Origin of the sequence: Enterobacter cloacae complex sp. 372C4 (genome assembly GCF_050030615.1) — a bacterium.
GTDB lineage: Bacteria > Pseudomonadota > Gammaproteobacteria > Enterobacterales > Enterobacteriaceae > Enterobacter > Enterobacter intestinihominis.
Genome location: NZ_JBLGUQ010000001.1, coordinates 1268351 through 1281617 on the forward strand (window position 1 = coordinate 1268351; position 13267 = coordinate 1281617).

Sequence of the window (13267 nt, forward strand, 5' to 3'; positions counted from 1 at the left end):
ACCGGGGAGAGGGTAAAAAAACCGCACCGAGCAGTCCCCTCTCCCCTATGGGGAGAGGGTTAGGGTGAGGGGGAAAAGCCTCTTTAGACCAGCACCACATCGATCCCGCTTTTGCGTAACCCTTCCAGGCTTTCCGCCGGAATACCTTCATCAACGATAATCATGTCGATCCGCTGAGTATCAATGATTTTATGCAGGCTTGAACGGTTAAACTTGCTGGAATCAGTGACAACGATAATACGCTCCGCCACCTCGCACATTTTCCGGTTCAGACGGGCTTCATCCTCGTTGTGCGTACTCACCCCCCGATCGAGATCGATGGCATCGACGCCCAGGAACAGCAGGTCAAAATGGTAATTCTGTAAGGACTGCTCCGCCTGGTCACCATAGAAGGACTGCGACTGACGGCGCAAGTGCCCGCCGGTCATCAGCAGCTCTACGCCCTCCGCTTCCAGCAGCGCGTTTGCCACGTTCATCCCGTTGGTCATGGCAATAACATCGGTATGCTGGCGCAGCATGCGAGCAATTTCAAAGGTCGTGGTGCCGGAGTCCAGAATAATGCGGTGACCCGGCTTCACCAGTTCAGCCGCCGCCTGCGCGATGCTGCGCTTCACAGCCGTATTAAGGGAACTTTTGTCCTCAACGGACGGCTCCACGCCGGGGGCATTGCCTTCGCAAATCAGCGCGCCGCCGTAAGCGCGAACGGCAATCCCCTGCTTTTCCAGAAAGGCCAGATCGTTACGGATCGTCACCGTCGACACGCCGTATAAAAGAGAAAGATCGTTAACCTGCACGCTTCCCTGCGCCCGCAACCGCTGAATGATCTGCTCTCGCCTTTCACTGGTGCCGGTGATGCGCTTCTCTGCGGATGAATCGGTGCTGCTCATACGAGCTCCTTAGTAAATAAACTTTCGTTTCATTTCGTTTTGCTTATTAACGCCTTTCTTTTGAGGGAATGCAAGCCCTGTATGGTGAGCAGACGCAAGCTTAACCGCCGCTGAAACCTTTCATTATGTTTCTTTTGTGAAACAGATCGGAAAACTATTATCTTTCGTTTTATTTTTACCCCACCATAATGCAGTATCAAATGAAACAAAACGAAAGATGAATACCAACACCATCCGAAATGGAGAGGAAAGTGAAACATCTGACAGAAATGGTGGAACAACATAAACGGGGGAATACAAACGGGATTTACGCCGTCTGTTCCGCACATCCATTGGTACTTGAAGCTGCAATTCGTTACGCCCATTCACAACAGACGCCTCTGCTGATTGAAGCCACCTCAAACCAGGTGGATCAGTTTGGCGGCTATACCGGTATGACGCCCGCCGATTTTTATGGGTTTGTCTGCAAGCTGGCAGGATCCCTCGGTTTCCCCACCTCACAGCTGATCCTTGGCGGCGATCATTTAGGTCCTAACCGCTGGCAAAACCTGCCAGCTTTACAGGCGATGGCGAACGCCGACGATCTGATCAGAAGCTACGTGGCGGCCGGATTTAAAAAAATTCACCTCGATTGCAGCATGTCCTGCGAAGACGATCCGGTTCCTTTAACCGATGCAATCGTTGCCGGGCGTGCCGCTCGGCTGGCTAAAATTGCCGAAACCACCTGTCTCGAGCAATTTGGCGTAGCGGATCTGGTCTACGTTATCGGCACGGAAGTTCCGGTTCCCGGTGGGGCACACGAAACGCTGACCGAGCTTGAGGTCACCACACCAGAGGCGGCACGTGCCACGCTTGAGGCACACCGCCACGCATTCGAGAAGGAAGGGTTAAGCGACATCTGGCCGCGCATTATTGGCCTGGTGGTTCAGCCTGGCGTTGAGTTCGACCATGCGCACGTTTGTGACTATCAACCGCATAAAGCCGTCGCACTGAGCAAGATGGTTGAAGCCTACGACACGCTCGTATTTGAAGCACACTCTACCGATTACCAGACGCCGCAGGCGCTGCGCCAGTTGGTGAAAGATCACTTCGCCATTCTGAAAGTCGGCCCTGCGCTAACCTTCGCGCTGCGCGAAGCGCTGTTCTCACTGGCTGCAATTGAAGAAGAGCTTTTGCCGGCAAAAGCCTGCTCAGGACTGCGTCACGTCCTGGAAAACGTGATGCTCGATCGCCCGGAATACTGGCAAAGCCACTATCACGGCGACGGCAATGCCCGTCGCCTGGCCCGCGGTTACAGCTATTCCGACCGCGTGCGCTATTACTGGCCAGACAGCCAGATTGACGAGGCTTTTGAGCGACTGGTACGCAACCTGGCGGATGAACCGATCCCGCTGCCGCTGATCAGCCAGTATCTGCCGTTGCAGTACAGCAAAGTTCGCGAGGGTGCTCTCAGGTCCACACCACGGGAGCTCATTCTCGACCACATTCAGGACATACTCCAGCAGTACCATGCCGCCTGCGAAGGCGTAACGACTCAACACGCATAATTAAAAAGAGGAAAACGCTATGCCAAACATTGTCTTATGCCGCATTGATGAACGCCTGATCCACGGTCAGGTGGGCGTACAGTGGGTGGGGTTTGCGGGGGCGAACCTGGTGCTGGTGGCAAATGACGAGGTTGCAGACGATCCGGTTCAGCAAAACCTGATGGAGATGGTGCTTGCGGAAGGCATCGCCGTGCGTTTCTGGTCCCTGCAAAAAGTGATCGACAACATTCATCGCGCCGCCGATCGGCAGAAAATTCTGCTGGTCTGTAAAACACCGGCTGATTTTTTAACGCTGGTCGAGGGCGGCGTGCCCATCACCCGTATCAACGTCGGAAATATGCATTACGCCAGTGGCAAACAGCAAATTGCCAAAACGGTATCTGTAGACGCGAACGATATCGCCGCGTTTAACGGCCTGAAGGCGGCCGGAGTGGAATGCTTCGTTCAGGGCGTTCCAACAGAGACTGCTTTGGATCTCTTTAAACTGCTCTGAGGGATTCACAATGGAAATCAGTCTGTTGCAGGCTTTCGCGCTGGGGCTTCTCGCCTTTATCGCGGGCCTGGATATGTTTAACGGCTTAACACACATGCACCGTCCAGTGGTGCTCGGGCCACTGGTTGGCCTGATTCTGGGCGATTTGCACACCGGAATTCTGACCGGCGGTACGTTAGAACTGGTCTGGATGGGACTCGCGCCGCTGGCGGGCGCGCAGCCGCCAAACGTGATTATCGGCACCATCGTTGGCACCACATTTGCCATTACCACAGGCGTGAAGCCGGATGTCGCCGTTGGGGTCGCCGTGCCGTTTGCCGTGGCGGTTCAGATGGGGATCACTTTCCTCTTCTCGGTGATGTCCGGCGTGATGTCCCGCTGCGATCGCATGGCGGCTAACGCAGACACCCGTGGTATTGAACGGGTCAACTATCTGGCACTGCTGGCGCTCGGCGTCTTCTACTTCCTGTGCGCGTTTCTGCCCATCTACTTCGGGGCTGAACATGCGAAAACCGCCATTGACGTGCTGCCGGAACGTCTGATCGACGGTCTCGGCGTCGCGGGCGGCATCATGCCAGCGATCGGCTTCGCCGTGCTGCTGAAGATCATGATGAAAAACGTTTACATCCCTTACTTCATTGTCGGCTTTGTCGCCGCGGCCTGGCTGAAACTCCCGGTGCTGGCGATTGCCGCGGCTGCGCTGGCGATGGCGCTGATCGACCTGCTGCGCAAATCGCCTGAACCGACGGCGCCTGCGGCCCAGAAAGAGGAATTTGAAGATGGCATCTAATCCAACCACCCTGCCGGGCGTGTCTGAAAGTGAAGAGACGCTGCTGACCGGCGTGAATGAAAACGTCTACGAAGACCAGAGTATTGGCGCTGAGCTAACGAAAAAGGATATTAACCGTGTCGCCTGGCGTTCCATGCTGCTACAGGCCTCGTTCAACTACGAGCGAATGCAGGCCTCCGGCTGGCTGTATGGGCTACTGCCCGCGCTGAAAAAGATCCACACCAATAAGCGCGACCTGGCGCGCGCCATGAAAGGCCATATGGGCTTCTTTAACACCCACCCGTTCCTGGTGACCTTCGTCATCGGCATTATTCTGGCAATGGAGCGTTCCAAGCAGGATGTGAACAGCATCCAGAGCACTAAAATTGCCGTCGGTGCACCGCTCGGTGGCATTGGTGACGCCATGTTCTGGCTAACCCTGCTGCCTATTTGCGGGGGGATTGGCGCCAGCCTGGCGCTACAGGGATCCATTCTTGGCGCCGTGGTCTTTATCGTGCTGTTTAACGTGGTACATCTCGGCCTGCGTTTTGGTCTGGCGCACTACGCCTATCGGATGGGGGTCGCCGCGATCCCGCTGATCAAGGCCAATACCAAAAAGGTTGGTCATGCTGCGTCCATTGTCGGGATGACGGTGATTGGTGCGCTGGTGGCAACCTATGTGCGCCTGAATACCACACTTGAGATTAAAGCCGGGGATGCGGTCGTCAAACTGCAAACCGACGTGATCGACAAACTGATGCCCGCCTTTCTGCCGCTGGTCTACACCCTGACCATGTTCTGGCTGGTACGCCGTGGCTGGAGCCCGCTGCGCCTGATTGGTATCACCGTGGTGCTGGGCGTTGTCGGTAAATTCTGTCACTTCCTGTAAAAGCAAAGAGGTTGCGATGTTAGGCATTATTTTGACGGGTCATGGCGGTTTTGCCAGCGGGCTGGAACAGGCGATGAAGCAAATCCTCGGCGAACAGCCGCAGTTTATAGCCATCGATTTTCCGGAAAGCTCCACCACTGCGCAGCTGACCGCGCAGCTTGAGCAGGCAGTGAATGATTTGGATGCAGAGCACGATATCGTGTTTCTCACCGATCTTCTCGGCGGTACGCCGTTTCGTGTGGCCTCTACCCTCGCGATGCAACACCCCGGCAGCGAAGTGATCACCGGCACCAATCTCCAGCTTTTGCTGGAGATGGTTCTGGAGCGCGACGGGTTAAGCAGTGAAGCATTTCGTTTGCAGGCGCTGGAGTGCGGCCATCGCGGCCTGACCAGCCTGGTGGATGAGCTTGCACGCTGTCGCGAGGAAGCGCCCGCCGAGGAAGGGATATGAGCCAGCTGCTGCGCGCGCGTCGTCTGCTTACCGGGCGGGGCTGGCTGGATGACCATCAGCTGCGCATGGATAGAGGCGTCATCACCGCCATCGAGCCGATTCCGGCAGGGGTTAACACCCGCGAGGCAGACCTGCTTTGCCCGGCATACATTGATATCCACGTCCACGGCGGCGCGGGTGTGGATGTGATGGATGATGCCCCCGACGTACTGGACCGGTTAGCCATGCATAAAGCGCGTGAAGGCGTGGGGGCGTTTCTGCCAACCACCGTCACCGCTCCGCTGGAGGCGATCCATAGCGCGTTACGGCGCATTGCCCGACGCTGTCATGTCGGTGGCCCCGGTGCGCAGGTCCTGGGCAGCTATCTGGAAGGCCCGTACTTTACGCCGCAGAACAAAGGGGCACATCCGCAAGAACTGTTTCGCGAACTGGATCTCGCGGAACTTGATGATCTGATTGCGGTTTCGCAGAACACGCTGCGGGTAGTGGCGCTTGCGCCGGAAAAAGCGGAAGCCCTGAAGGCGATCCATCACCTCAAGCAAAAAGGGATACGCGTCATGCTGGGCCACAGCGCCGCTACATACGCGCAAACCTTGGCCGCATTTGATGCAGGCGCAGCCGGGCTGGTGCACTGCTACAACGGCATGACGGGGTTACACCACCGGGAGCCCGGCATGGTTGGCGCTGGCCTTACGGACCCACGCGCGTGGCTGGAGCTTATTGCCGACGGGCATCACGTTCATCCTGGAGCCATGCGGCTGTGTTGTTGCTGCGCGAAGGATCGTACGGTGCTGATTACCGATGCCATGCAGGCGGCGGGTATGCCTGATGGGGGCTATACGTTGTGTGGTGAAAGTGTCGAGATGCAGGGCGGCGTTGTCCGCACGGCCTCAGGCGGGCTGGCGGGCAGCACGCTCGCGCTGGATGCCGCCGTGCGAAATATGGTGGAGCATACGGGGGTCGCCCCAGAGCAAGCTATCCATATGGCTTCACTGCATCCCGCCCGTCTGCTCGGTATGGATCACCTGCTGGGATCGTTAGCGCCGGGCAAACGCGCCAATATTATTGCGCTGGATGCGGGTTTACACCTCCGGCAGATTTGGATCCAGGGTCAGGCTCTTTCCCTGTAGCCCTTTCACAGTGTGCCCTGTTGGCCTTATGGAAGACGATCGTAAGGCCTTTCTTTTCCTTTCCTTGATTTTCTCCTTTCCTTTCGCGATCACACTTTTCGTTTTATTTCTTTTACGCCATTGAACTTTCGATTTCTTTTCTATAGATTTTATTTAACTGCTAAAGTGAACAAGTGAAACGAAACGAAAGATAGCGACACGTTTGCCAGCGTCTGATGTGGAATTCACACGACTAAGGACTGAGTTATGCCACAAACCACTACCGCCACCACCGGCACCTGGACCGAAAAAGAGATCCGCCAGCAGCCAGCCAGCTGGCTTCGCTCGCTCAACAATATTGATAATCTGCGCGCGTCGATCGACAGTTTTCTGACGCCACTGTTGCGCAAGCCCGATCTGCGGATCGTTCTGACCGGCGCGGGTACGTCCGCTTTTATCGGCGACATCATTGCGCCATGGCTTGCCAGCCACACGGGGAAAAACATCGTCGCGATACCTACGACCGATCTGGTCACCAACCCGATGGATTATTTCAGCCCTGCGCACCCGCTGCTTCTGGTCTCTTTCGCCCGTTCTGGCAATAGCCCGGAGAGCGTCGCCGCCGTTGAGCTGGCGAATCAGTTCGTACCGGAGTGCTACCACCTGTCGATCACCTGTAATGAAGCGGGCAGCCTGTACCAGAATGCCGTCGACAGCGATAACGCCTGCGCTCTGCTCATGCCAGCCGAAACGCACGATCGCGGGTTCGCGATGACAAGCAGCATCACCACCATGATGGCGAGCTGCCTGGCGGTATTCGCACCGGAAACGATCAACAGCAAAACGTTCCGCGACGTGTCCGATCGCTGTCAGGCGATCCTCACATCGCTTGGCGATTTCAGCCCCGGCGTCTTTGGTAACGAACCGTGGAAACGCATTGTTTATCTGGGCAGCGGTGGATTACAGGGCGCCGCACGGGAGTCTGCGCTGAAAGTGCTGGAGCTGACCGCCGGCAAGCTGGCGGCATTCTACGATTCGCCAACGGGTTTCCGTCACGGGCCTAAGTCGCTGGTGGACAGCGAAACGCTGGTCGTCGTGTTTGTCTCCAGCCATCCGTACACGCGTCAGTACGATCTGGATCTGCTCGCCGAGCTACGTCGCGATCGTCAGGCTATGCGGGTAGTAGCCATTGCAGCCGAAACGGATCCGGTCATTGAAGCTGGCCCGCATATCCTGCTGCCGCCTTCTCGTTCATTTAACGATATGGAGCAGGCGTTCTGCTTCCTGATGTACGCCCAGGTCTTTGCACTGACCCAGTCTCTGCACGTTGGCAATACGCCAGATACGCCATCCGCCAGCGGTACGGTTAACCGTGTGGTCCAGGGCGTCGTTATTCATCCGTGGCAGGCTTAAGAGGACAGGCTCATGAGTATTATTTCCACCAAATATCTTTTGCAGGACGCACAGGCAAAGGGCTATGCCGTTCCGGCCTTTAACATTCATAACGCCGAGACGATCCAGGCGATCCTCGAAGTCTGTAGCGAAATGCGATCCCCGGTGATCCTCGCGGGTACGCCGGGGACGTTTAAACATATTGCGCTGGAAGAGATCTACGCCTTGTGCAGCGCATATTCCCTTACTTATGACATGCCGCTGGCGCTACACCTCGATCACCACGAATCGCTGGACGACATTCGCCGCAAAGTCCATGCCGGCGTACGTAGCGCAATGATCGACGGTAGCCATTACCCCTTCGAACAAAACGTCAAGCTGGTGAAATCGGTCGTCGATTTCTGTCACCTCAACGACTGTAGCGTCGAGGCCGAACTGGGCCGACTGGGTGGAGTGGAAGATGACATGAGCGTCGACGCCGAAAGCGCGTTCCTGACCGACCCGCAGGAAGCAAAACGCTTTGTCGAACTGACAGGCGTGGACAGCCTCGCCGTTGCCATCGGAACCGCGCACGGCCTCTATACCAAACGCCCAAAAATCGACTTCCAGCGGCTGGCCGAGATCCGCGAGGTAGTGACAGTGCCGCTGGTACTGCACGGTGCGAGCGATGTTCCGGATGAGGATGTGCGCCGCACCATTGAGCTGGGCGTCTGCAAAGTTAACGTCGCAACAGAGCTGAAAATCGCCTTCTCTGACGCAGTCAAAGCCTGGTTTGCCGAGAACCCACAGGGCAACGATCCGCGCTTCTACATGCGCGTCGGCATGGATGCCATGAAAGAGGTGGTCAGAAGCAAAATTACCGTTTGCGGCTCGGCGAACCGGCTGCTGCTTCCGGCTGAAGCCTGAACCCATCGCGCATAACGTTAGTACCTAAAAAATAACTATAAGCCTCGCAAATATGAAGGCGCGTCCTTAAGCCGGACAGCGCCTTCCATTATCCTAAAAATCCGAGGAGTCCCTACATGACACAGGAAAAGTCGTTTAAATCGAAAGCGTGGGAGTTTTTCCAGAGCCTGGGAAAGACGTTTATGTTCCCGGTTTCGCTATTGGCCTTTATGGGGTTGTTGTTAGGTATCGGTAGTTCTGTCACCAGCCCTTCCACCATCAAAAGTTTTCCCTTTCTGGGCGGCGAGTTAACGCAGCTCACCTTTGGTTTTATCGCCATGGTCGGTGGCTTTGCTTTTACCTATCTGCCGCTGATGTTTGCCATGGCGATCCCAATGGGCCTTGCCAGACGTAATAAAGCGGTGGGCGCTTTTGCCGGATTCGTTGGCTACATGCTGATGAACATGAGCATCAACTACTACCTGACCGCCACCCACCAGCTTGCGGATGCCGCCACCATGAGACAGGTGGGACAATCCATCGTGCTTGGCATTCAAACGCTGGAGATGGGCGTGCTCGGCGGCATTGTGGTAGGGGTGATCACCTACTTCCTGCACGAACGCTTCCAGGACACGGTGCTGCACGACGCATTTGCCTTCTTTAGCGGCATTCGTTTTGTTCCGATTGTTACCGCCCTCACCCTGTCGCTGGTCGGCCTGGTCATCCCCCTGCTGTGGGAATATGTGGCAATGGGCATTGCCGGGATTGGTCATATCATCCAGAGCACCAGCGTCTTTGGGCCGTTCCTGTATGGCGTGGGCGTGCTGCTACTCAAACCTTTTGGCCTGCATCACATTCTGCTGGCGATGGTGCGCTTCACCCCGGCGGGCGGCATTGAGATGGTTAACGGCCAGGAAGTGGCCGGTGCGCTGAACATTTTCTACGCCGAGCTGAAAGCGGGTCTGCCGTTTAGCCCGCACATTACGGCATTTTTATCGCAAGGGTTTATGCCGACCTTTATCTTCGGCCTACCTGCCGTGGCTTACGCTATCTACCGCACCGCGCGCCCGGAAAACCGTCCGGTGATTAAAGGGCTGCTGCTTTCAGGCGTGCTGGTTTCAGTTGTCACGGGTATTTCAGAGCCGATTGAGTTCCTGTTCCTGTTTATTGCCCCTGTGCTTTACGCGTTTCATATCGTTATGTCTGGCCTGGCGCTGATGGTGATGGCGCTGCTCGGCGTCACCATCGGCAACACTGACGGCGGTATTCTGGATCTGCTGATCTTCGGCGTCATGCAGGGGATGTCGACCAAATGGTATCTGCTGTTCCCGGTGGGTCTTGCCTGGTTTGCTATCTACTTCTTCGTCTTCCGCTGGTACATCCTCAAGCACGATATAAAAACGCCAGGCCGTGAGGTTGACGCGCAGGGTGCGCTCCAGGCGGTGGAAACCAATACCCGGGCACGTGGAAAATCAAAATACGATCATGGGCTTATTCTTCGCGCGCTTGGCGGTAAAGAGAATATTGAGTCGCTCGACAACTGCATTACCCGCTTACGTCTGGTGGTGAAAGATATGGGGCTTATCGACCAGCAGGCGCTGAAGGCCGCTGGCGCCTTGTCAGTCGTGGTGCTTGATGCCCACAGCGTTCAGGTGATCATCGGCCCGCAGGTGCAGAGCGTCAAATCCGGCATTGAAGCCTTAATTTAACAGGGGGTCGTTGTGTTTGATTTCGACAGAATCATTGAGCGTAAAAGCGATAAATGCCGTAAATGGGACCATGCGTTTGTGTGTTCGCGTTTCGGTGATGTCCCGGAGGGATTTATCCCGCTGTGGATAGCAGACATGGATTTCACCTCGCCACCCGCCGTGATTGAAGGCTTCCAGCGCATCGTGGAGCATGGCACCTTCGGTTACACCTGGTGCTTCGACGAATTCTACGATGCGGTCATCGCCTTCCAGCGCACCCGTCATCAGGTTGAGGTGCATAAGTCATGGATCACCCTGACCTACGGCACCGTTTCTACGCTGCACTATACGGTTCAGGCGTTCTGCAATCCCGGCGACTGCGTGATGATGAACACCCCGGTGTATGACCCGTTTGCGATGGCGACACAGCGACAGGGCGTGCGGGTGCTTGCAAATCCGCTGAGCGTGAAGGAAAACCGCTATCAGCTGGATTTTAATCTGATTGAAGTTCAGCTCAAAACTCACCGTCCAAAACTGTGGTTTTTCTGCTCGCCGCATAACCCCTCGGGCCGCATCTGGCGCGCGGATGAGATACGCCAGGTGTCCGATCTCTGTAAGCGCTACGGCACGATTCTGGTGGTTGATGAGGTTCACGCCGAGCACATTCTGGACGGTACATTCGTCAGCTGTCTGACTTCGGGCTGTGCCGCCCAGGACAACCTGATTGTGCTGACCTCCCCCAATAAAGCCTTCAACCTTGGCGGGCTAAAAACATCCTACTCAATGATTCCAGACGATTCGCTGCGCCAGCGTTTCCGCCAGCAGTTGGAGAAGAACTCCATTACCTCGCCGAATATCTTCGGCGTGTGGGGGATTATTCTGGCCTATCAGCAAGGTCTGCCATGGCTCGACGCGCTGAATGGTTATCTGCGCGGCAATGCCCGCTACCTTGCGGATGCCATCCAGACCCACTTCCCTGCATGGAAGATGATGAACCCGGAGTCGTCGTATCTCGCCTGGATAGACGTCAGTGCGGACGATCGCAGTGCGACGGCGCTAACCCAACATTTCGCCAAACAGGCTGGCGTGGTCATCGAAGATGGCAGCCACTACGTACAAAACGGCGAAAACTACCTGCGTATTAACTTCGGCACCCAGCGCTACTGGCTGGAACAGTCCATCAACCGAATGCTAAAGCATTACTGATAAGGATCTTACCCCGATGAAAACAAGGCTCACTCTCTCGCTGCTGGCTCTCTGTGTTTCTCATGGCGCGGCGGCAGCAAACTACGCGCTCAGTAACAACAATATTGCCCTTTCGTTTGATGATGCAAATGCAACGGTAGTAGTAACGGACAGCAAAGCTAACCATCCGCTCACGCCCCAGGAGTTGTTCTTTCTGACGCTACCGGATGAAACAAAAATCCACACCGCTGATTTCAAAATCAAGCACGTCGAAAAGCAGGACAACGCGATAGTCATCGACTTTACGCATCCGGATTTTAACGTAACGGTGAAACTGAACCTGGTGAAGGGAAAATACGCCAGCATCGGCTACACCATCGCCGCCGTCGGGCAGCCGCGGGACGTAGCGAAAATGACCTTCTTCCCGACGAAGAAGCAGTCTCAGGCACCTTACGTTGACGGGGCGATTAACAGCTCGCCAATCGTGGCCGACTCGTTCTTCATCCTGCCAGACAAACCGATTGTGAATACTTACGCTTATGAAGCCACCACGAACCTCAACGTGGAGCTGAAAACGCCAATTCTGCCTGAGACACCGGTCAGTTTTACCACCTGGTTCGGCACTTTCCCGGAAACTAATCAGCTGCGGCGCAGCGTAAACCAGTTTATCGATGCCGTGCGCCCGCGGCCTTATAAGCCTTATCTGCACTACAACAGCTGGATGGACATTGGCTTCTTTACTCCTTACTCCGAGCAGGATGTCATTGGGCGGATGGACGAATGGAATAAAGAATTTATTGCCGGACGCGGGGTGGCGCTGGACGCGTTCCTGCTGGACGATGGCTGGGACGATCGCACCGGACGCTGGCTGTTTGGCCCGGCATTCAGCAACGGTTTTGGCAAAGTCAGGGAAAAAGCCGATAGCCTGCATAGCTCGGTTGGGCTGTGGCTTTCACCGTGGGGCGGTTACAACAAGCCGCGCGATATTCGCGTCTCGCATGCAAAAGAGTATGGTTTCGAAACCGTAGACGGCAAGCTGGCGCTGTCGGGGCCGAACTACTTTAAAAACTTTAACGATCAGATCATTAAGCTGATCAAAAACGAGCACATTACCTCGTTCAAGCTCGACGGAATGGGTAACGCCAATTCGCATATCAAGGGCAGCCCATTTGCATCGGATTTTGACGCGTCCATTGCCCTGCTGCACAACATGCGCAGCGCAAACCCGAACCTGTTTATCAACCTGACCACCGGGACCGACGCGAGCCCGTCCTGGCTGTTCTATGCTGATTCAATCTGGCGTCAGGGCGATGATATCAACCTGTACGGTCCCGGCACGCCAGTGCAGCAGTGGATGACCTACCGGGATGCCGAAACTTATCGCTCCATCGTACGCAAAGGCCCGCTGTTCCCGCTGAACTCCCTGATGTACCACGGGATCGTCAGTGCAGAGAACGCTTACTATGGACTGGAGAAAGTACAAACGGACGGTGATTTTGCCGATCAGGTCTGGAGCTACTTCGCGACCGGAACTCAACTTCAGGAGCTGTACATCACGCCGTCCATGCTTAACAAGGCGAAGTGGGACACCCTGGCACAGGCGGCGAAGTGGTCGCGTGAGAATGCCAGCGTGCTGGTGGATACGCACTGGATTGGCGGTGACCCAACTTCGCTTGAGGTTTACGGCTGGGCCTCATGGAGTAAAGACAAAGCGATTTTTGGCTTACGCAACCCGTCGGATAAGCCGCAACGTTACTACCTGGATTTAACCAAAGATTTTGAGATCCCGGCAGGAGAGCGCTCGCAGTTTACCCTGAAAGCCGTGTACGGCAGTAATTCGACCGTACCAGAGGAGTATAAAAACGCTGTGGTGATTACGCTGCAACCGCTGGAAACGCTGGTGTTTGAGGCGATGCCGGGAAAATAGTGAGGCTTTGACACGGTGTAGGCCGGGTAAGGCGAAGCCGCCACC

At 55.8% G+C, this 13267-nt stretch carries 12 protein-coding genes; 11 read left to right on the forward strand and 1 reads right to left on the reverse strand.

The genetic code is table 11. The features are described 5' to 3' along the window. Window positions 1-83: 83 nt before the first annotated feature. Window positions 84-887: a DeoR family transcriptional regulator gene (locus ACQG11_RS06050; protein WP_015571958.1), complete on the reverse strand. Its 804-nt coding sequence runs from the start codon at window positions 885-887 to the stop codon at window positions 84-86. A 239-nt stretch (window positions 888-1126) separates the two neighbouring features. Between ACQG11_RS06050 and kbaZ the strand changes: the two genes are divergently transcribed. The 11 genes from kbaZ (at window position 1127) to ACQG11_RS06105 (ending at window position 13222) form a co-directional block, all read left to right on the forward strand. Next, complete coding sequence (gene kbaZ, locus ACQG11_RS06055; protein WP_063152496.1) at window positions 1127-2434, forward strand: tagatose-bisphosphate aldolase subunit KbaZ; 1308 nt, start codon at window positions 1127-1129, stop codon at window positions 2432-2434. 19 nt (window positions 2435-2453) lie between these two features. Next, the gene (gene agaV, locus ACQG11_RS06060; RefSeq protein WP_003861728.1) at window positions 2454-2927 is read left to right on the forward strand and encodes a PTS N-acetylgalactosamine transporter subunit IIB; all 474 of its coding nucleotides are present in this window, start codon (window positions 2454-2456) and stop codon (window positions 2925-2927) included. Between the two features lie 10 nt (window positions 2928-2937). Beyond that, on the forward strand, window positions 2938-3717 hold the full coding sequence (gene agaW, locus ACQG11_RS06065; protein WP_426728249.1) for a PTS N-acetylgalactosamine transporter subunit IIC: 780 nt from the start codon (window positions 2938-2940) through the stop codon (window positions 3715-3717). Further along, entirely contained in the window at window positions 3707-4585 is an 879-nt protein-coding gene (gene agaE, locus ACQG11_RS06070) for a PTS N-acetylgalactosamine transporter subunit IID (protein WP_022649494.1), read from the forward strand. The genes agaW and agaE overlap by 11 nt, the downstream gene beginning before the upstream one ends. A 16-nt stretch (window positions 4586-4601) precedes the next feature. Continuing rightward, window positions 4602-5036 carry a PTS galactosamine/N-acetylgalactosamine transporter subunit IIA gene (gene agaF, locus ACQG11_RS06075; RefSeq protein ID WP_426728250.1) on the forward strand — a complete coding sequence of 145 codons (435 nt, stop codon included), beginning with the start codon at window positions 4602-4604 and terminating at the stop codon, window positions 5034-5036. Beyond that, entirely contained in the window at window positions 5033-6166 is a 1134-nt protein-coding gene (gene nagA / locus ACQG11_RS06080) for an N-acetylglucosamine-6-phosphate deacetylase (protein ID WP_426728251.1), read from the forward strand. Before agaF ends, nagA begins: the two co-directional genes overlap by 4 nt. 246 nt (window positions 6167-6412) lie before the next feature. Then, on the forward strand, window positions 6413-7558 hold the full coding sequence (locus ACQG11_RS06085) for an SIS domain-containing protein (RefSeq protein WP_426728252.1): 1146 nt from the start codon (window positions 6413-6415) through the stop codon (window positions 7556-7558). Window positions 7559-7570: 12 nt separating this feature from the next. Beyond that, window positions 7571-8443, forward strand: coding sequence for a tagatose-bisphosphate aldolase subunit KbaY (gene kbaY, locus ACQG11_RS06090; protein WP_003861740.1), 873 nt, complete (start codon window positions 7571-7573; stop codon window positions 8441-8443). A 116-nt stretch (window positions 8444-8559) separates the two neighbouring features. Next, a complete protein-coding gene (malX, locus tag ACQG11_RS06095; protein WP_426728253.1) occupies window positions 8560-10131 on the forward strand; it encodes a maltose/glucose-specific PTS transporter subunit IIBC in 1572 nt (523 codons plus the stop codon). A gap of 12 nt (window positions 10132-10143) precedes the next feature. Continuing rightward, window positions 10144-11316 carry a MalY/PatB family protein gene (locus ACQG11_RS06100; protein WP_023307051.1) on the forward strand — a complete coding sequence of 391 codons (1173 nt, stop codon included), beginning with the start codon at window positions 10144-10146 and terminating at the stop codon, window positions 11314-11316. A gap of 16 nt (window positions 11317-11332) precedes the next feature. Further along, entirely contained in the window at window positions 11333-13222 is a 1890-nt protein-coding gene (locus tag ACQG11_RS06105; RefSeq protein ID WP_032626403.1) for an enterotoxin, read from the forward strand. The last annotated feature ends 45 nt before the right edge of the window (window positions 13223-13267 follow it).

Coding starts and splice junctions, on each gene's coding strand:
- nagA (WP_426728251.1), top strand. CDS start 5,033: ATGAGCCAGCTGCTGCGCGCGCGTCGTCTGCTTACCGGGCGGGGCTGG.
- agaE (WP_022649494.1), top strand. CDS start 3,707: ATGGCATCTAATCCAACCACCCTGCCGGGCGTGTCTGAAAGTGAAGAG.
- ACQG11_RS06050 (WP_015571958.1), bottom strand. CDS start 887: ATGAGCAGCACCGATTCATCCGCAGAGAAGCGCATCACCGGCACCAGT.
- agaF (WP_426728250.1), top strand. CDS start 4,602: ATGTTAGGCATTATTTTGACGGGTCATGGCGGTTTTGCCAGCGGGCTG.
- malX (WP_426728253.1), top strand. CDS start 8,560: ATGACACAGGAAAAGTCGTTTAAATCGAAAGCGTGGGAGTTTTTCCAG.
- agaW (WP_426728249.1), top strand. CDS start 2,938: ATGGAAATCAGTCTGTTGCAGGCTTTCGCGCTGGGGCTTCTCGCCTTT.
- kbaZ (WP_063152496.1), top strand. CDS start 1,127: ATGGAGAGGAAAGTGAAACATCTGACAGAAATGGTGGAACAACATAAA.
- agaV (WP_003861728.1), top strand. CDS start 2,454: ATGCCAAACATTGTCTTATGCCGCATTGATGAACGCCTGATCCACGGT.
- ACQG11_RS06085 (WP_426728252.1), top strand. CDS start 6,413: ATGCCACAAACCACTACCGCCACCACCGGCACCTGGACCGAAAAAGAG.
- ACQG11_RS06105 (WP_032626403.1), top strand. CDS start 11,333: ATGAAAACAAGGCTCACTCTCTCGCTGCTGGCTCTCTGTGTTTCTCAT.
- kbaY (WP_003861740.1), top strand. CDS start 7,571: ATGAGTATTATTTCCACCAAATATCTTTTGCAGGACGCACAGGCAAAG.